Raw genomic sequence first — 19,256 nt, forward strand, 5'->3', positions numbered from 1 at the left:
GGAGGTGTTTTTAGATGTCGATGGGTCGATTCCTGCTCCGACGGAGCGTCCAGGGTATCTTCGTGATCTGGGGCGTCGTGACGGTAGTGTTCCTCCTTCGGTTCATCACGCCCGGCAGTCCGATCACGTTCATCGCACCGTTGGATGCCAGTCCGCAGTTGAAACAACGGATCGCGGCAGAACTCGGGTTGAACAAACCGATGTACATCCAGTATCTCGACTACCTCTGGGGTCTGTTGCAAGGCGACATGGGCTACTCGTACATCTCGGGGACGCAGGCGAGCACACGCATCTTCAATCGCTTGCCAGCGACGCTCGAACTCGCCGTCGCGGCGAGTTTCGTCGCCGTCGTCATCTCGATCCCGCTGGGCGTCATCAGCGCGACCCGGCGACACGAACCGGCGGACTACGCGGCGACGACGTTCTCGCTGGTCGGCATCAGCACGCCGAACTTCTGGCTCGGCATCATGCTGGTGTTGCTGCTGGCCGTCGCGGGGCCGCTTCCGACGAGCAATCGTGGCATCGGTCTCGTACCCGCGCTGGAGATGCTGTTCACCCAGGGAAGCATCGGCGGTCTGATCACCTGGACGAAACACATCATCCTCCCGGCCATCACGCTCGGGACGTACTTCACCGCGCTCATCACACGGCTGACGAGAAGCGGGATGTTGGACGAACTCGGCAAAACCTACATCCGCGCTTCGCGGGCGAAGGGCCTGCCGGAGACGCTGGTGCGGTACAAACACGCGTTGCGAAACACGCTCATCCCAGTGATCACCGTCCTCGGCTTGCAGTTGGGGACGCTCATCGGTGGCGCGGTCATCACGGAACAGGTGTTCGCGTGGCCGGGCCTCGGAACGCTGATAATCAACGCCATCAACGCCCGTGACTGGCCGCTCATCCAGGGCTCGCTCATCGTCGTGGGTACCGGGTTCGTCGTGTTGAACATCTTCGTGGACGCGCTGTACGCCTACATCAACCCGCAGGTGGTGTACGAATGATATCGCCGCGCACGCTTCGGAACCTCAAACGCGAACTGCGACAGAGCGCGCTGGCGAAGGTCGGAATCGTCATCGTCATCGCTATCGTCCTCGTCGCGATGTTCGCACCGCTGTTAGCACCGCACAATCCCTACCGACAGAATCTGGATGATTCGAACCTCCCACCGCTGGGATTCAGTAAGAAGACGACCAGCACGTCGTCGGAGTTGGTCAACGGAAGCGTGAAGATCGTCAACAACACGAGCTACGTCAGCGCACAGCCGTCTCATCCGTTCGGAACTGACAATCTCGGGCGCGACATGCTCTCGCGGGTCATCTACGGCGCGCGAACGTCGCTCCTCGTCGGTCTCTTCGGGACGGTGTTGGCCGCGCTCATCGGCGTGACGGTCGGCCTGGTCGCAGGCTACTACGGGAGAATCGTCGACGACGCGCTGATGCGGGGTGCCGACATCATGCTGGCGTTCCCGTCGCTCGTGTTAGCGATCGCGCTGGTAGGGCTGTTCAAACGGGCGGTGATCAAATTCCCCGACCCACTCGTGGCGGTGGGTGTCGTCTCCGGAATGCCCGAGCAGATCGCGCTTCCGGGGACGGTCATCCTCGTCGTCGCACTCGTCAACTGGGTGTGGTTCGCTCGCGTCTCTCGCGGTGAAGCACTCACCGTGACGGGCGAAGAGTACGTCAAGGCGTCTCGCTCTGTCGGCGCGAGCGACCCGTTCATCCTCTGGAAACACATCTTGCCGAACAGCGTGACGCCCATCATCGTGCTGGCGACCATCCAGATCGCTGCCATCATCCTGCTCGAAAGCGCGCTGTCGTATCTCGGCTTCTCGGGAGTGAACCTCTCGTGGGGTTTCGACATCGCGCAAGGGCGCAACTATCTCGCCACCTCGTGGTGGATCTCGACGGTGCCCGGAATCGCCATCGTGTTGACCGTCATCGGCATCAACCTCGTCGGTGACTGGTTGCGCGACGCGTTAGACCCCGGTATCGAGGGCGAAGGAGGTGGCGTATGAGCGACCTGCTTCGCGTGCGCGACCTCTCGACCCGTTTCTACACCGAGAAAGGGCAGGTCAACGCCTGCGAATCCATCAACTTCGACGTGCGAGAGGAGGAGGTGTTCGGCGTCGTCGGCGAGTCGGGATCCGGCAAGAGCGTCGCCGCGCTCTCCATCATCGACCTCGTTGAGTCGCCCGGCAAGATCACGTCCGGCGAAGTGTGGTATCGGAAACCCACACTCGCCGAGGAGACGAGAGACGACCGCCCAGACGCAGTCGATGGCGAGTTCGTCGATATCCGGCAGTTGACGACGCGCGAACGTCGTGCCCTGCGCGGCCCGTCATTCAGCATGATATTCCAGGATCCGATGAGCAGCCTGAACCCGTCGATAACGGTGGGCGAGCAGATCGCGGAGGCAGTCGAAGTCCAGCGACGGGCGAGTTCGAACCCGCGTTCGACGCGCTCGCGGACGCAGGGCTACGGGTTGGCGCAGTTCATCTCCAGCACGGTTCTACCGTCGCAGGAGTACGTCAGCGAGGCGAGTCACGCGAAGGCGATCGAACTGCTGGAACAGGTCGGCATCCCCGACCCGGCGGAGCGCGCCGAGGAGTATCCACACCAGTTCTCGGGCGGGATGCTCCAGCGGGCGATGATAGCACAGGCACTCGCCGGCGAACCCGACCTGCTCATCGCGGACGAGCCGACGACGGCACTCGACGTGACGATCCAGGCGCAGATTCTCGACCTCCTGCGCGACCTGCAATCGGAGACGGGGATGAGCATCATGCTCATCACGCACAACCTCGGCGTCATCGCCCGGATGTGCGACCGTGTCGGCGTGATGTACGCCGGAGAGTTGGTCGAACGCGGCACGCTCGAAGACGTGTTCGACGCGCCGGTTCATCCCTACACGCAGGGCTTACTCGGGTCGATTCCCGATCTGGAAGATCCGGCACCGCGACTCCAACCGATCGAGGGGAACGTCCCAGACTTGCTGGATTCGGAGATGGAAGACCGGTGTTACTTCGCCGACCGCTGTCCGAAAGCGATGGAAGAGTGTCTGTCCCATCCCTCGATGCAGGACGCCCAGGGCAGCGACGAGCACGTGGCACGCTGTGTGCTGACCGAGATGGAGTACGACGAAACGCGTGCGCTTCCGGAGGGCTTCTTCGAGGACGAGACTCGAAGTGCTCCGGACGATACGCGAACGGGGACGGCGAGCCGCGAACAGGAGGTGCAACATGACTGAACCACTCGTCCGCGTCGAAGAGCTCCAGAAGTACTACTTCGAACAAGACACGCTCACCGACCGCCTGCTCAGGCGTGAACCCCAGAGCGTGAAAGCCGTCGACGGTGTGAGCTTCGACATCGAAGAGGGCGAGACACTTGGGCTGGTCGGCGAATCCGGCTGTGGCAAATCGACGACCGGAGAGACCCTGCTCGGCTTGCGCGACCCGACCGACGGGCGCGTCGAGTTCGACGGGCGAAATATCTACGAGATGGACGACCTGACCGAGTTCCGCAAGCGAGCGCAGGTGGTCTTTCAGGATCCCTTCTCCAGTCTCGACCCGCGGATGACGGCGGGAGAGATAATCCGCGAACCGCTGGACGTCCACAGCATCGATTCACGCGAAGTCCGCCGGGAGCGCGCACAGGAACTCATGGAGCGCGTCGGCCTCTCGGCAGAACAGATCGACCGCTATCCACACGAGTTCTCGGGGGGCCAGCGCCAGCGTATCGGCATCGCACGGGCACTCGCACTGGAGCCGGATTTTATCGTGCTGGACGAGCCGGTGTCGGCACTGGACGTGTCGGTGCAGGCACAGGTGTTGAACCTGTTGCAAGACCTCCAGGACGAGTTCGACCTGACCTACCTGTTCATCGCACACGACCTCTCCGTCGTGCGCCACAGCTCCGATCGGGTGGCGGTGATGTACCTCGGCGAAATCGTCGAGGTTGGGCCGGTGGACGAGATATTCACCGATCCGCAGCATCCCTACACACAAGCTCTGTTGGAGAGCGTCCCGCGCGCGGACACGGACGAGCAAGAGCGCGACGTACGGACGCTCGCAGGTGACGTTCCCTCACCCCGAAATCCGCCCTCGGGTTGTCATTTCCGGACGCGGTGTCCAAAGGTCATCCCACCCGCGGACGTGGACATCGCACAATCCGCGTACCGCGAGGTGATGGATTACCGCGAACGCCTCGAGTCGAACGAGCTCCACCTGGACGGCATCCGCGAGTTGGCTGCCGGGCCGGACGACGACCCCCGTGGACTCGACGACGAGACGCTGAAAGCCGAGTTGTGGGAGGAGCTGTTCGACCACCCACTCGATGGCGAGAACCGCGCGACCGTCGCGGAGTCGTTCGACCGGTTCGTCTCCGGCGACCGCGAGGGCGCTATCGCGGTCATGCGCGAGCGGTTCGAGAGCATCTGCGAGCGCCAGCGCCCGGTGCTGCAGGATCGAGAGCATCCGGCGGCGTGTCACCTCTACGACCAACCGGAGAACCCTCCGGAGGCGGAGCGGGAAATGGAGTCCTCGGCAGACTGACCGCCGTTCCGAGTCCGAACTCCCTTTCGACTCCGAACACCTTTCCAAACGAACATTTATAAGCGAAGAAGCATTACTAGATGAATCCCGATGGTCGCCCGTGAGTACGACTTCTGGTTGCTCGACTTAGACGGCACACTCATCGACATCGAACAGACGTACATTCGATCGGTGTTCGACCGGGTGAGCGACCGTCTCGGTCGGGAGTTCACCGATTACGAATCCGAGGTCATCTGGCATGGACTGGGTGGAGCACGCGACGCCCAACTGCGCGAGTGGGGTATCGATCCGCCGGAGTTCTGGGACGTCTTCCACTCCATCGAAGACCCACAGCGCCGCGCAGAGCACACGTTCCTCTACGACGACGCCGCGTTCGTCGCCGACCTCGACTGCCCGGTCGGACTCGTCACTCACTGTCAGGAGTTCCTCGCCGAACCAGTCATCGACGCGCTCGGCATCCGCGACTGGTTCGACACCGTCGTCTGCTGTGACGAGCAGTTAGGATGGAAACCCGACCCGGCACCGGTAGAGCACGCGATGGCCGATTTGGGTGTCACACGCGACGAACGTGGCATCCTCGCAGGAGACGGCGCGAACGATATCGGTGCAGCGTGGAACGCCGGACTCGATGCGGTTCACGTCGAACGTCATGACCCCCATCACCGGAACCAGTGCGTGCTCGGTGATTACCGCGTGAACACGTTCGACGAACTATGGTCGAACGCCGGCCAGGTTTTCGAGTACACCGACTAGCTCTGAATCGAGCACGGCAGCGAGTTCTTCGACACCCGCTTTGTCTTTGCGCTCCGGATTCGCCAGCACGCGAACCCGTTCGTCGCCGAGCGAGACGAATCCGAGTCCGAGCTTCTCCGCCGTCGAACGCAGACCGAGTCCGGCGTCCGCTTCTCCGCCAGCGACCTTCCGGGCCGGACTCTCGTGGGCTTTCGCCGCGAGTTCGAAGCCCGAGATGGATTCGACGAGTTCGTGGCGGGTCGTCCCGCGCTCGTCGGCGAGGGCTGCGAGGGCGTTCCCTAGCGTCGTCCGCAGGCCGGAGTCCGTACCTCGGTTGACGAAGCGCAGGTCGCGGTCAACCAGGTCGGATAGGGCCTCGATGTCGTCGGGGTTTCCGGCGGGGACGACCAGCCCCCATTCGCGGGAGTAGGACGCGAGTTCGGTTCCCTCACTCGCGTCCGCGGTCGTGTCCGTGCTCGCGGCTTCGCCAGTTGCGACCGCGAAATCCGGCACGCCGTTTCGGAGTCGCCGCAGGCCTTCTCGACCGCCGATCGCTAGATAGCGCGGCGAGTCGAGGCGGTCGAGTAGGCGCGAGAAGGCGGGGTCGTCCTCGCCGACGCCGAAGACGGACGGCGGGCGCACGTCGGGCGAGAACAGGCGCACTTCGACGGACTCGCCCGCCGCGAGGTAGGCGGTATCCGGCTGTACCGTCACCACGCCGTCTGCCTCCACGAGGCTGGTCGTGGCTCCGCTTCCCTTGTCGACGGGATACGCGAGCGTCCGGCCCTGCGCATCCTCGACCAGTCCGGTCGGCATGAGTCGCATCCGACCCTCACCGTAGCGTTCTTCGACCGCCATCCGAGCCTCGACGGTGGCCGTCGTGGGTTCCGGAACCCCCGCCGCGTCTCGAATGGCTGGGGCGACGAACGTTCGGAAGATGGTGAGCGCGGAGACGGGATAGCCGGGCAGGCCGACGTACGCCGATGCCGGGAAACGACCGACGAGCATCGGTTTGCCGGGTTTGACGGACACGCCGTGAAGCAGGAGTTCGCCCTTCGATTCGATGACGCGATAGATGACGTCCACTGCGCTCGCACTCGTGGAACCGGAGGAGAGCACGAGGTCACACTTGTCTGCGGCCTCCAGTAGCAGGCGCTCCATCTCGTCGTAATCGTCGCCCGCGTGGGGGTAGAGCACCGGTTCACCGCCCGCCTCTTCGACCGCCGTGGCGATGGTGTAGCTGTTCACGTCGTATATCTGGCCGGCAGCGTCGTCCAGCGGATTGCCGGGACGCACGAGTTCGTCACCCGTCGAGATGATGCCGATGCGAGGTTTCCTACGGACGGGAACCTCCTCGACGCCGAGCGCGGAGAGCAGGCCGATCTCGCGCGAAGTGAGTCGCGTTCCGGGGCCGAGCGTGCGCTGACCAGCCGCTACGTCCGCTCCCGCGAGCATGACGTGATCGCCGGGTGCAACGCCGGTTCGGATTTCGACGCTGCTCACGGTTTCTCCGCTCGCTCGTTCCGAGTCAGGTGGCGACTCGCCTTCGACTTCCGTCGTCCTCTCTACCATCACCACCGCGTCCGAACCAGGGGGCATCACGGCTCCCGTCGATATCTCGACCGCTTCGCCAGCGCCGACTTCGACGGCAGGTTTTTCGCCCGCGTGAACCGTCCCGACGAGGTCGAGGATCTCGGGGGCGGCTTCGTCCGCGCCGAAGGTGTCCCGCGCCTGCACCGCGTAACCGTCCATACTCGCCCGGTCGAAACCGGGAACGTCGCGGTCGGCGTCCAGTCGTTCGGCCAGCACCCGCCCGCGAGCGTTGGCCAGCGAGACGTGCTCCGTGTCGGGCGCGAGGTCAAGCGACTCGATAGCTTCGTGCGCCGCTTCCGGTTCGGCGAGGTCGCGGAACTCCTTGCGCTCGGTCATGCAGACCACTCCCAGTTCGCCACGTCGACCGTCTCGCCTTCGGGTATCCCCTCGCGTTCTTCCGGTACCTCGACCCACCCGTCGGCGAGCGCGACGCTGGAGAGGACGCCCGAGCCACTGGCACGGGTGGGGGTCGCCTCATCGTCGTCCAGCGTGACGCGAACGAACGACCGAATGCCGGGTTCGCTCCGAATCTTGCGCCCGAGTCGTGCAGTCGTCGTCGGCATCGAATCGAGTGGCAGGTGGCCGACCCACTTCATCGCGGGGCGAAGGAACTGCATCGCGTTGACGATGCACGCGACCGGATAGCCGGGAAGCATCACCACGGGCGTCTCGTCTACCATCCCGAGTGCGACCGGGTGGCCCGGTTTCAGTGCCACGCCGTGGACGAGGACCTCGCCTATCTCGGAGACGACTTCGGGGAGCAGATCGCGCTCGCCGACCGAGGAACCGCCGGTCGTGACGACGACGTCGTGGTCGAGGTGTGACTCGATTGCTTCGCGTAGAGCGTCTTCGTCGTCGGTCACGACATCGTGATAGGTGGCGTCGCCACCCCATCGTTCCACGTAGCGCGAGACGGTCAGTCCGTTCGTCTCGATCGCCTCGCCGGGTTCGGGGTCGAATTGAACCAGCTCCTCCCCGGTTGGAATCACGGCAACTCGGGGGCGGTCGTACACGGTGACCTCGCTGACGCCGACCGATTTCAACATCCCGAGGTCGGACGGACGAAGTCGGTGGCCGGGGTCGTAGAGCGACTGCCCGGCCTCCACGTCTTCGCCGACCGGGGCGACGTTCTCCCCTTCCGCGACCGCGTCGAACACCTCGACCTCCTCGCCGAACTCGTCGGTGTGCTCTATCATCACGACTGCGTCCGCGGCCGCAGGAACGTCGCTTCCGGTGTGAACCCGAACTGCCGCACCTGGGGCCATCTCCTCGCCCCGACGAAGAATCTCGGGCGACCGGTCGCTCGCCCCGAAGGTGTCCTGCGCTCGTACCGCGTAGCCATCCATCGCCGCCCGTGGGAAGTGAGGGACGTTTCGCGGAGCGACGACCTCCTCTGCGAGCACCCGACCATCCGCCGCATCGAGTGAGACGGATTCGGTTCGCTCGTGTCCGGAGATCGCCACCTGAAGTCGGTCGCGGGCCGCCGCCACGCGCGTCGTCTCCTTGAATCCGGACTGTTTTCTGTCCGGTTGCTGGTCGCTCATACACAGTCGTTCGTGACGGCGGGCAAAAAGGAAGCGGGGAACACTTATCGTCAGCCAGACAGCAGTTCGGATATGGCCCTTCTCGACGCCCCGTTGTTGTTGCTTTTTTTCGGTGGTTCGTCGCTCGTCGGCCTCGCCATGCTCTGGTACGGCGGTCGTGACCTCCTCCTCGCCTATCGAATCCTGACGACCGACCCGACGGACGCCGCGTCACTTGCCGACGGAGCCCCCGTCGAGGTGGAGGGCGTCGCCCGTCCCCAGGACGGAACGACCACCGCGCCGTTCACCGGAACCGAGTGTCTCGCCTTCGAGTACGAGGTGAAAGAGGAAGAACACACCCAACACGGCCAGCATTGGCGAACCATCGACTCGGGGCGGTACCACGTTCCCTTTCGCGTCGAAGACGACACCGCCAGCGTGCTCGTCGATCCCCAAGGTGCGGAATTCCGGTTCAGCGCCGAACGCTCCATCAACGTCCATGGCGGTGACCGACCACCCGAGCGGATCGTGAGCTTCATCGAATCGAACGAGGACGTTGACTCGGAAGACCGCACGCTCGACCTCAAACTGTTCGAACTGAAGACCGGTAGCGACCGCAAGTATATCGAACGACGACTCGATCCGGGCGAACCGATACACGTCCTCGGCGAAGCACGCTACGATACCAGCGCCGGGCGGAGAGGCGGGGAGGTGAACGTCGTCATCGAACGCGGTGAGAGCGTCCCGCGATTCCTCATCTCCGATACGGACGAACGAGGAGCGGCGTGGCGGGTCGCGTGGAGTGGCCTGCCGTACGTGTTGGCCGGTCTTCTTCTCCTCACCATCGCCGGTCTTCTGTTCGTTGGATCATTGTAACGTGGTATCTTTGGTTCGGCAGGCTTTTCGACTGATTCGGCGGATTTCGGCACCCCGCCACGGGTGTTGGACTACGCCAGTGGCTCCGACGGCTGCGGACAGTCGTAGGTGTCCCGGAGCGTGTCGGCGAACCGTCCGCCCTTCCGGAGTGCTATCGTGACGATGACGAACTGCCTGGCGGCGGGTCGGAGAACGAACACCTCCCGAGGAGCGTCGCCCTCGCGGTCGTTGACCCTGTCGACCAGCGGTTCGAGGGGGCGGGCACCGTCGCGGAACGCATCAAACATGCCATTCGTCTCGTTCTCGCCGAAGACGTAGAGGACACCGTTGACCTCGTTGTCGGTATTACGAGTCACACGGCTGTTCATAGAATCGCCCGCTGCTCGCGCGTCTGCCCACGTCTCCTGTGCGACGTCGAAGACCGGTTCGATTCCATCGGCGAAAGCGTACAGCGTCGGGCGGCGCACCGAGAACTCCCGAACCGTCGGCTCGGCTGCCGACCAGTCGAGGTCGGCATCGACGAGGTATCCGGGTCGGAGGTCGGCGACTGGTGCACTGTGCCCCCCGGGAGCGGTGGCGACTGGTTCGTAGGTCTCTCGGTCGAGCAGTCGAAGTGAGCCCGCCTCGCTAGCCTCGTCCGACTCAGGGGCCGCGAGGACGCGATAGCACTGGTCGTTCTCCATAGGCCCACGTAGGGGATGGCTGTGGGAAAAATGCACGTATCGCTCCCGTCGGTCGCTCACGAGAACATCGCTCCGCAGAGACCATCGCACCCCGTCCACATCGTGGTTCCTCCCGAACCACGCAGTTCGCGGTTTCACCGCTCATACGGAGATGCGAAAGAGAGTGCATCTCCCAGACCGCACCCTTTTTCGGGCCTCCCCCCCAAATCCCATCCATGTCAGCGCTGCGTGATGCGTTGCGAGAGCTTCCGGACGCCGTGTTCGCAGACCTGCTGGAAAGCGACGACGAGTATCTCCTCGTCCTCGACATGCCCGGCGTCACCGAGGAAACTATCGACATCGACGTGACGAATGGCCGCCTCCAGATCGAAGCGCGGCGTGAGAAGGACGTTCCACGGGAGTTCGATTACCTGAGCGAGGAGCGTTCTCTGTTCCTCGACGCCGAACTCCCCCTCCCGCCGGACGCGACTGGGTCGGGCGCGGAGGCCACCATCGCCCGTGGTGTGCTGGAGATCGTGCTCCCGAAGCAGTCGTCGCCACCGGAGCAATCGATTCCGATCGAAGGTCGATAGACGCGGGTGGTCACACTGGCATCTCTTCGCGCGTATCGTCGGTTCTTCATCGTCGCGTGGCACTTCCTGCCGCTCCTGCTGAGCTACGCGCGTGACCGACATCGATTCTTCCTCTTCGGGCCGTCCCGACAGGTGACCCGAGAGACGCGGATCGAGCGAGCCGACACGCTCCTCGAATCGCTGTTGACGCTCGGGCCGACGTTCATCAAACTCGGACAACTGCTCTCGACGCGCCCGGACATCCTCCCACCGGAGTACGTAGACGAGCTGTCGAAACTCCAGGACGAGGTGCCACCTGCTCCGTGGAGTGACGCCGAACGGGTCGTCGAAGCCGAACTCGGGCCGGTGACGGAGCATTTCGACGAATTCGATACCGAGGCGATAAGCGGTGCGAGCCTCGGGCAGGTGTATGCCGCCACCATCGATGGCAAGCGAGTGGCCGTGAAGGTTCGCCGGCCCGGAATCGAGGAGTTGGTCGAAGCCGACCTGCGAGTCATTCGCTGGTCGCTTCCCATCCTCATGCGGTTCATCGGCCAGGCGCGAGCGTTCTCGCTGGAAAATCTCGCCGACGAGTTCGCCCGCACGATTCGACAGGAGATGGACTACAACCGAGAAGCGTCGATGCTCGCCGAGATTCGGTCGAACTTCGCCGACGACGAGGACATCGAGATTCCGCAGGTCATCGACAGTCACTCCGGCCCGCGCGTGCTCACGATGGAGTACATCGGCGGGACGAAGATCAACCGGGTGGCCGACCTGGATCAAAAAGGACTCGACCGCCACGAGCTGGCCAAGACGCTCCAGCGCGCGTACCTCAAGATGATAATCGACGACGGCGTGTTCCACGCCGACCCGCATCCCGGCAACCTCGCGGTGGAGGACGACGGCACGATCATCTTCTACGATTTCGGGATGAGTGGCCGGGTAGACGAGTTCATTCAACGTAAGATCGTAGACTTCTACGTCGCGGTTGCGAACCAGGACATCGATGGCATCCTGGACGCACTTATCGAGATGGGCACCCTCAGCCCGGACGCCGACCGTGCAACGATGGGGAAAGTGATGGAACTCGCCATCGAGGACGCTCGCGGTGAGGACATCGAAACCTATCGCGTCCAACAGATCGTCGGCCAGGTCGAGGACACCATCTACGAGTTCCCACTTCGGCTTCCCTCGAATCTCGCACTCGTCTTGCGGGTGGCGACAGTCGTGGAGGGCGTCTGTGTCACCCTGGATCCCGAGTTCGACTTCATCGCGGTGGCGACGGAATATCTGACCGAGCAGGGGTATCGTGAGGAGTCCATCAAGAAGTACGTCTCCGAGACTAGCGACCAACTGCAAGCGTCGGCCCAGTCCATCGTCCGGACGCCCCCGAAACTGGAGCGAGCGTTGGATCGTATCGACAGGGACGACCTCTACGCCCGCGTCAGCATCCAGGACGACAACGACGTGTTCGACCTGCTGGCGAAACGACTTATCTACGGCATCCTGCTCGCCTTCGGCGGCCTAACGACGGCGGTGCTGTACGCCGCCGAAGCGTTTCCCGCAGCCGCGATTTCGGGCTTCATTTCGCTCGTCATCACGGGTCTTCTCTATCGGTCGTTCCGCAAGCGACGCGGGATTCGGGCGACACCGCAGTTCACGCGACAGAATCTGCGGGAGCGACGTGAGCGGGAGTGAAGTAGACACGTACAGATACAGGCGCGTCGGCGCGCCCTGATTGCCACGTTCCGTAGTTTTTCCACCGACCGCGACCAACGCTCGGTATGCACATCGAACCCTTCGGTCTCGAACGCTGGTTCGCCGAGTACGAACACGAGGCGGACATCATGCTCGCCGAGAGTGGCATTCGGAGTCTCGACGCCGACCGCTTCGATCTCGATCCCGGGAAACTGGGATACGTTATCCCGACGAACGGCGACCCCGAGTTCCGCGCCGAGGTGGGCGACCGCTACGACAGAACTGCCGACGAAGTGCTCTTCACCTGCGGCACGCAGGAGGCGAACTTTCTGGCGTTTCTGAGTCTGCTCGGCGATGGCGGCCACACAGTGGTAGTTACGCCCACCTATCAGGCGCTCCACGCAGTACCGGAGTCGATGGGTGAAGTGAGTCGGGTGGGGCTCGAACCGCCGGAGTGGGAACTCAACGTGGACGCCGTGGCCGACGCGATGCGGGACGACACCCGCGTCATCGTACTGAACAACCCAAACAATCCGACAGGGCGCTATCACCCACAGGAGAAGGTCCAAGCCCTCTACGACCTCGCGGAGGACGCCGGCGCCTACCTGCTCTGTGACGAGGTGTACCGCCTGCTCGCGGACGACCCCCTGCCCACGGTGGCCAGCATGGGCGAACACGGCATCAGCACGACGAGTCTGACGAAAGCTTACGGACTCGCAGGGCTGCGATTCGGCTGGCTGGTCGGTGCGGAGGAGATCGTCGAGAGCGCGTGGCAGTGGAAAGACTACACGACCATCTCGCCAGGTATCGTCGGCCAGCACGTCGCCCGGCAAGCACTCGGCGAGCACGAAGACGCGATCCTCACCGAGAATCGTGAACTGGCGAAACGGAATCGAGACAGGGTACGCGAGTTCGTCGAATCGTACGGTCTCGACTGGTACGACCCGGTCGGCGTGAACGGCTTCGTCCGGATTCCGGACTCGTTCGAGGACGGCGAGGCGTTCTGTCGCGGCGTGGTCGAGGAGGAGAGCGTCGTCCTCGCACCGGGGAACCTGTTCGACTACGACCAGTATTTCCGGATCGGTTTCGGACTTCCGGCCGACGAGTTGGAAGACGGCCTCTCGCGGGTCTCCGCGTTCCTCGACCGACAAGGGTGAGAGGACTCACGTCTCTTTACTGGCTTCGATGTACTCTTCGAGGAGAGATGGCAAGTCGCGTCCACGAAGGTAGCGCAGACCGAAGTCCTCGGCCCAGTTGATGATGCCCGTGTCCTCGGTGACGACGCCCGCATCGAGCTCACGAGCGAGGATGAGCAGGTCGAAATCTTCGCGGGAATCGAGGACGCCCCGGCGGAGCGTGGATCGGTACTCACTTCGCAGGTCGGAGATGACCGACCCGACCTCGGCCTCCCCATCGTCGAATGCTTCCCGAACCGCATTCTCGGAGACGCGCAGGCCGCGGTCGACGCGACTGCTCATCTCGTCGATGAAGCGATAGACGAGTTCGGCGGGAATCATCACCTCGAAGCGAGCGGGATTCTTCTTGATTACCCACGTTTCGAGTTTCGTGAGGACGGATTCTGCGACGTCGCGCTCCCGAAGGATGGTGGTCAGTTCGTCATGAACCGAGGGCGGGATGTAACAGGAGATGTTGAGCGAGAGCTTCGCCGTGGCGATAGAATCGAGGAGGCGATCGATGGCCGATTCCAGCTCTTCGTCCTCGTCGCGTATCTCCTCCGTGAGAAAGACAGACGTATCGAGGACGAACCGCTGTTTGAGCGGATGTTCCGGCATGGTTTCCGATTCGTGCGAGATGACAAAAGTTCTCGTATGTGAAAACCACCCACGACATTTGTTCACACACCACCTGTCGGAACCCCTGCGAAACATTCATCATTAACCATGACGTAGGTTCCGTTGTCGCGGGAGCCGTGAGAACCAACCGGACGGCCTACGTCGATATATAGGCGTAGACGCGGAGCAAAAACCAAGCTGCCGATAACACGGTATCGAGGTCAACGCTCCGACAGAGAACCGAAGCGACTCACAAACCGTCGATACGGACGGTCGTGAAGACCAAGTAACGGACGACGTGAAAACGGCGTTCGTGAAACTGGCGAAACGCCAGCCACGGTCGTACGAGTCGTGGAAAACGTCTCTCGTCCGGGTTCTAATCGCGGCTCTTGCACCATTCTCGGTTTCAAATTTCGTGAGCCGCAGCGCGGCGTTTCCAAACGGTTTATACTACAGCGAACGCAAATCCGCGGTATGGCGAAAGAGCAAAAGGAAGTCCGTGAACTGAAGGAAGGCAACTACGTGATGATGGACGACGCCGCGTGTGTCATCAAATCCTACAGTACGGCAAAGCCGGGCAAACACGGCAGTGCCAAGGCTCGAATCGAGGGGAAGGGCGTGTTCGACGACAAGAAGCGAAGTCTCAGCCAGCCTGTCGACGCGAAGATCTGGGTGCCGATCATCAACCGCAAACAGGGACAGGTCGTCAGCGTCGAGAGCGACACCGTGGCGCAGGTCATGGACCTCGACACGTACGAGACCATCACCATCAAGACGCCCGAGGGAATGGGTCTCTCGCCCGACGACGAGATCGAGTACCTCGAGATGGACGACCAGCGAAAGATCGTTCGTTAGATGTTCCCCGGTGCGTCCTCCGACCGCGAGCGAGCGGACTTTGTGGTGGTGGGCGCGCCGCTCGACGTGTCCACCACGTTTCAGCCCGGCACGCGATTCGGTCCCGAACGAATCCGGCGTTTCGCCCGGACGTTCGACGACTACGACCACCGCACCGGGCAGTTCTTTTCCAACCTTGCAATACACGACCACGGCGACGTGCACGCGTGGGACGACGCTGACGAATATCTCGAGTACCTCACGGGAGTGCTGACCGACATCGTCTGGGACGGTGCCGTCCCGCTCCTGCTCGGCGGCGAACACACCGTCACGCTGGCGGGCGTGCGGGCGACCGAGCCGGACACCTTCGTCTGTCTCGACGCCCACCTCGACCTCCGGGAGGAGTACGACGGCAACCCCCTGAGCCACGCGACCGTCACCCGGCACGTCCTCGACGTCGCCGATCGCGCCGTCATCCTCGGCGCTCGAACCGGAAGCGAAGACGAGTGGGAGCGCGCCGCCGAATCTGACGTGACCGTCGTCCCACCCGAGGACGTGGCCGACTGGGAACCCGACTTCGACGGCACCACGTACCTCAGCGTGGACATCGACGGCGCTGACCCCGGTTTCGTACCCGGAACCGGGACGATGGAACCCTTCGGACTCACGCCACGGGAGATGCGTGACGTGGTGCGCGACGTGGCCGAAACCACGGATGTCGTCGGCTACGACGTCGTCGAGGTGAACGACCGCGACGATGGTCAGGCTGCCTCACTGGGTGGGAAACTACTCCGTGAGTTCGTCTTCGCGCACGCAAAAAACAGAGATTGAGAGATAGCTCGCTCCCGCCGGGCGGTCGCAAGACTACTCGTTCTGTTGGGCGTCCACGACCGCGACGCCCGCCAGATTCACGATATCTTTGACCTCGTCACCGCGCTGGAGGACGTGGACGGGTTTGTCCATGCCGACGAGCATCGGGCCGATGGCCTCCGCGCCGCCGAGGCGCTGGAGGAGTTTGTAGCCGATGTTGCCCGCTTCCAGATTCGGGAAGACCAGGACGTTCGCGGGTTCGTTGAGATCGGAAAACTCGTAGGTTCCGTGCAGGATTTCCTCGACGACGGCGGTGTCTGCCTGCATCTCGCCGTCCACCGGGAAGTCGGTCTCGGGGTCGTTGCGGAGCATCTTGGCCGCATCACGCGGCTTCCGCGTCCCTTCGTTGTCCACGCTTCCGAAGTTCGAGTACGAGAGGAGCGCGGCACGCGGTTCGACGTTGAATCGCCGGGCGAGTTTGGCGGTCTGCTGAGTCACTTCCGCCAGCACGTCTTCGTCGGGGGCCTGATTCACGGTCGCGTCGGCGATGAAGACGACGCGATTCTTGAACGTGAGCAGGTAGACGCCGGCGGCGTAGTCCACGTCCGGCGCGGTGCCGATGACCTGCAGGGGTGGGCGGAGTGCAGAGGGGTAGTGATGGGTGAGGCCGGTGAGCATCGCATCCGCGTCACCCTGTTCGACCATCACGCTCCCGAAGTAGTTCGTATCCTTCTCGATGCGGTCGACCGCCTCGCTCCGGGTGAGACCCTTCCGTTTGCGGAGTTCGTACAGGCGTTCGGCGTAGTCCTCGTAGTCCCCGTTCTTCGGATCGACGACCTCGGGGTCGAAGTCGAGTCCGAGATCTGCCGCCGTCGCATCGACCTCGTCGCGCTCGCCGATGAGCACCGGCTCTGCGATACCCTGTTCGCGCAGCTGGTAGGCCGCGCGGATCATCTTCTTGTCCGCGCCTTCCGCGAGTGCCACGCGCTTGGGGTCGTTTTTCGCCTTGTTCAGGACGACGCGCATCATCTCGCGGGATTTGCCGAGTCGGGCTTCGAGCGTCTCGACGTACTCGTCCGTGTCGAGTTCGCTTCGGGCCACCCCGGTCTCCATGGCCGCCTCCGCGACCGCGGGTGCGACCTCGAACAGGACGCGGGGGTCGAGTGGTTTCGGGATGATGTACTCCGGACCGAACTGGAGCGGCTGGTCGCCGTAGGCTTTGACTACGGCGTCTGGCACGTCCTTCTTGGCGAGGTCGGCGAGCGCCCGCGCGGAGGCGATCTTCATCTCCTCGTTGATGTCGCTTGCTCGCACGTCGAGTGCCCCCCGAAAGATGAACGGGAAGCCGAGGACGTTGTTGACCATGTTGGGATAGTCGGAGCGTCCAGTCGCCATGATGACCGTATCGTCACGGGCGGCTTTGGCGTCCTCGTAGCCGATCTCCGGGTCGGGGTTCGCCATGGCGAAGATGATCGGATCGGCCGCCATCGAGCGAACCATCTCTTGGTTGACGATGCCTCCGATAGATAGGCCGACGAACACGTCTGCGCCCTCCATCGCGGTTGCGAGGTCACCCTCGGGAACGTCGCGGGCGAACTCCTTTTTGAACTCGTTCAGTTCGCCGTGCTGGGCGCGGTTCTCGGTGATGATGCCCGAGGAGTCGCACATGATGATGTTCTCCTTGCGCGCGCCGAGCGAGACGTAGAACCGGGCGGTTGCGATGGCGCTCGCACCCGCGCCGGAGAAGACAATCTTCAGGTCTTCCAGCGATTTGTCGTTGATCTCCGTGGCGTTGAGGAGGGCCGCACCGCTGATGATGGCAGTTCCGTGCTGGTCGTCGTGGAAGACAGGGATGTCCATCTCATCGCCCAGTCGATCTTCGATCTCGAAACACTCCGGCGCTTTGATGTCTTCCAGATTGATGCCGCCGAAGGTGGGTTCCATCGCGCTGACGGTTCGAATCAGGTCGTCGGGGTCGTCCTGGTCGAGTTCGATGTCGAACACGTCGATGTCGGCGAATCGCTTGAACAACACGCCTTTGCCTTCCATGACGGGTTTCGACGCCTGCGCGCCGATGTCACCGAGGCCGAGGACGGCGCTACCGTTCGACACCACACCGACGAGATTGCCTTTCGCGGTGTAGGAGTACGCCTTCCCATCGTCGTCTGCGATCTCCTCGCACGGCGCTGCCACGCCGGGCGAGTACGCGAGACTCAGGTCTCGCTGTGTATTCGTCGGTTTCGTCGTGGAGATCTCGATCTTCCCCGGCGGGTCGCTCCGGTGGTAGTCGAGTGAATCCTCTTCGAGTCCCATGTTCAGAACGTTCCCGCCCTCCTGTAAAAAGGTATCCGAACACGTCGAATTTGCGTTCGACGAATGTCGAAATCAGGGTTCGAGGATGGCGGGGCGCGATGTCGCCGTCTCGTAACCTATCGCGTTCACTGCGTTCGTCGGCCATCGCCCAGTCGAGGTGAGCACTTCCATCCCACCCTCGCTGACGAGAACCGTGTCCTCGCTTTTCGCACCCTGAACCGTCGGATTCCACGCGAACGCCATCGGGAGTCGGATTTCGTCGTCCGTCGTCGGCGTGGCGATCCACTCGCGCCCGGCGTAGCCCGCCGCACCTCCCTGATGGTGACGTTTCCACTCGCCGGAAAACCCCACTTGCTCGTAGGCGGACTGGATCTCCACGAACACCGCGCCGCCCGTCCCACCCTCGCTTCCAACCTGCTGCGTCGCTGCGAGTGCCGTCGTCTCGACTGTGGTCGCCGCGTGGTGGTGAGCTTCGAGCCACTCCGGCAAGTCGAACGCGACGGTTCGGGTGAGACTGGCGTGGAGTCCGGCGCGCTCCGCGGTGACCGACACAAGCGCGTAATCACCCAGTTCGGCGTCCGTCGGCGTGTAGTGACGATACTGCGGCGCGCGGTCGCTTCCGCCGACGAGCGCCACCGGCGTCTCGATCCCCTTCGAGTCGAGTGCGCCGCGAACTGCTGCCGCGACCTCGCGCTCCGTATCGGTCGGCGTCAACTCGCGGCAGACGGCTTCGACCGCCGCCGCCGTTTCGGTGCCGAGTTCTCTGTAGGTCGCGATGTCCTCGTCGGTGAGGGGGTAGCGCAGTGGCGATGCGGCTATCGACTCGAATCCCGGCACGTCGAAATCCGCACCAGCAGGTGTGTCAGCGTACTCTGCGACCGCGTCGCCGAGCGACCTCTCGTACCAGTCGTACTCGGTTACAGCCACCCCTTCGGGGAGTTGTTCGTCTCGGAGGCGTGGAGCCTCGATGGTGTCGGTGACGACGCGAAGTGCGTTCCCGTCGTACCCCACTGCCGCGACGCCAATATCTCCCTCTCGGTCGACGACGTTGTCCCCACCTGTGAGCCACGCGAACGAATTCGGGCGTGCGAACCAGACGGACTGGAGGTCACGGGCGTCGAGGAGGGCGTCGAGGCGTTCCAGTTTCGTCATGCTTCGAGCGTCGGTCTCGTCGCCCTTGAAGGGCGTGTTTCGATCGATATCTGCCACCGTGGATTCCGGGATTCATTCACGTTCCGCAAAATTTATAATTCGTCAACAAGTATCGATGGCTACCCACCCAGTTTCGCCCACTGGTG

Annotated in this window: 17 protein-coding genes; 11 read left to right on the forward strand and 6 right to left on the reverse strand. The window is 63.2% G+C overall.

The genetic code is table 11. From position 1 onward, the window contains the following. Positions 1-14 precede the first annotated feature (14 nt). The 5 genes from ACR3FE_RS03750 (at position 15) to ACR3FE_RS03770 (ending at position 5,302) form a co-directional block, all read left to right on the forward strand. A complete protein-coding gene (locus ACR3FE_RS03750) occupies positions 15-1,001 on the forward strand; it encodes an ABC transporter permease (protein ID WP_458205559.1) in 987 nt (328 codons plus the stop codon). Next, the gene (locus tag ACR3FE_RS03755; protein ID WP_458205560.1) at positions 998-2,014 is read left to right on the forward strand and encodes an ABC transporter permease; all 1,017 of its coding nucleotides are present in this window, start codon (positions 998-1,000) and stop codon (positions 2,012-2,014) included. The genes ACR3FE_RS03750 and ACR3FE_RS03755 overlap by 4 nt, the downstream gene beginning before the upstream one ends. After that, on the forward strand, positions 2,011-3,246 hold the full coding sequence (locus tag ACR3FE_RS03760) for an ABC transporter ATP-binding protein (protein ID WP_458205562.1): 1,236 nt from the start codon (positions 2,011-2,013) through the stop codon (positions 3,244-3,246). Before ACR3FE_RS03755 ends, ACR3FE_RS03760 begins: the two co-directional genes overlap by 4 nt. Continuing rightward, positions 3,239-4,549, forward strand: a complete 1,311-nt coding sequence (locus tag ACR3FE_RS03765; protein WP_458205564.1) for an ABC transporter ATP-binding protein — start codon at positions 3,239-3,241, stop codon at positions 4,547-4,549. Before ACR3FE_RS03760 ends, ACR3FE_RS03765 begins: the two co-directional genes overlap by 8 nt. Before the next feature lie 90 nt (positions 4,550-4,639). Continuing rightward, positions 4,640-5,302, forward strand: coding sequence for an HAD family hydrolase (locus ACR3FE_RS03770; protein WP_458205566.1), 663 nt, complete (start codon positions 4,640-4,642; stop codon positions 5,300-5,302). On the opposite strand, the gene ACR3FE_RS03775 is transcribed toward ACR3FE_RS03770, so the two are convergent. After that, a complete protein-coding gene (locus ACR3FE_RS03775; RefSeq protein ID WP_458205567.1) occupies positions 5,261-7,210 on the reverse strand; it encodes a molybdopterin biosynthesis protein in 1,950 nt (649 codons plus the stop codon). The two genes, ACR3FE_RS03770 and ACR3FE_RS03775, sit on opposite strands and share 42 nt — an antisense overlap. Then, a complete protein-coding gene (locus ACR3FE_RS03780; protein ID WP_458205569.1) occupies positions 7,207-8,418 on the reverse strand; it encodes a molybdopterin molybdotransferase MoeA in 1,212 nt (403 codons plus the stop codon). The genes ACR3FE_RS03775 and ACR3FE_RS03780 overlap by 4 nt, the downstream gene beginning before the upstream one ends. Positions 8,419-8,490: 72 nt before the next feature. On the opposite strand from ACR3FE_RS03780, the gene ACR3FE_RS03785 reads away from it, so the two are divergent. After that, on the forward strand, positions 8,491-9,273 hold the full coding sequence (locus tag ACR3FE_RS03785) for a GIDE domain-containing protein (protein ID WP_458205571.1): 783 nt from the start codon (positions 8,491-8,493) through the stop codon (positions 9,271-9,273). 71 nt (positions 9,274-9,344) lie between these two features. Here ACR3FE_RS03785 and ACR3FE_RS03790 read toward each other — a convergent pair whose 3' ends face one another. Beyond that, entirely contained in the window at positions 9,345-9,956 is a 612-nt protein-coding gene (locus ACR3FE_RS03790; protein ID WP_458205572.1) for a DUF6663 family protein, read from the reverse strand. A 215-nt stretch (positions 9,957-10,171) separates the two neighbouring features. Between ACR3FE_RS03790 and ACR3FE_RS03795 the strand changes: the two genes are divergently transcribed. The 3 genes from ACR3FE_RS03795 to ACR3FE_RS03805 all read left to right on the forward strand — a co-directional run bounded on the left by ACR3FE_RS03795 (position 10,172) and on the right by ACR3FE_RS03805 (position 13,365). Continuing rightward, complete coding sequence (locus tag ACR3FE_RS03795; RefSeq protein ID WP_458205574.1) at positions 10,172-10,528, forward strand: Hsp20/alpha crystallin family protein; 357 nt, start codon at positions 10,172-10,174, stop codon at positions 10,526-10,528. A 6-nt stretch (positions 10,529-10,534) separates the two neighbouring features. Continuing rightward, on the forward strand, positions 10,535-12,208 hold the full coding sequence (locus ACR3FE_RS03800) for an ABC1 kinase family protein (protein WP_458205576.1): 1,674 nt from the start codon (positions 10,535-10,537) through the stop codon (positions 12,206-12,208). An 86-nt stretch (positions 12,209-12,294) separates the two neighbouring features. Beyond that, the gene (locus tag ACR3FE_RS03805; protein WP_458205578.1) at positions 12,295-13,365 is read left to right on the forward strand and encodes an aminotransferase class I/II-fold pyridoxal phosphate-dependent enzyme; all 1,071 of its coding nucleotides are present in this window, start codon (positions 12,295-12,297) and stop codon (positions 13,363-13,365) included. A 6-nt stretch (positions 13,366-13,371) separates the two neighbouring features. Here the strand turns inward: ACR3FE_RS03805 and ACR3FE_RS03810 are convergent, their stop codons facing one another. Continuing rightward, positions 13,372-14,001, reverse strand: a complete 630-nt coding sequence (locus ACR3FE_RS03810; protein ID WP_458205579.1) for an RNA ligase partner protein — start codon at positions 13,999-14,001, stop codon at positions 13,372-13,374. 474 nt (positions 14,002-14,475) lie between these two features. Between ACR3FE_RS03810 and ACR3FE_RS03815 the strand changes: the two genes are divergently transcribed. Continuing rightward, positions 14,476-14,856, forward strand: coding sequence for a translation initiation factor IF-5A (locus ACR3FE_RS03815; RefSeq protein ID WP_458205581.1), 381 nt, complete (start codon positions 14,476-14,478; stop codon positions 14,854-14,856). Next, positions 14,857-15,666, forward strand: coding sequence for an agmatinase (gene speB, locus ACR3FE_RS03820; protein ID WP_458205583.1), 810 nt, complete (start codon positions 14,857-14,859; stop codon positions 15,664-15,666). It abuts the gene before it with no gap. Between the two features lie 33 nt (positions 15,667-15,699). On the opposite strand, the gene ACR3FE_RS03825 is transcribed toward speB, so the two are convergent. Next, positions 15,700-17,958, reverse strand: coding sequence for an NADP-dependent malic enzyme (locus tag ACR3FE_RS03825; RefSeq protein ID WP_458205585.1), 2,259 nt, complete (start codon positions 17,956-17,958; stop codon positions 15,700-15,702). 72 nt (positions 17,959-18,030) lie between these two features. Beyond that, positions 18,031-19,110, reverse strand: a complete 1,080-nt coding sequence (locus ACR3FE_RS03830) for a M24 family metallopeptidase (protein WP_458206005.1) — start codon at positions 19,108-19,110, stop codon at positions 18,031-18,033. Positions 19,111-19,256: the final 146 nt, after the last annotated feature.

It is taken from the genome of Haladaptatus rarus (genome assembly GCF_054177585.1).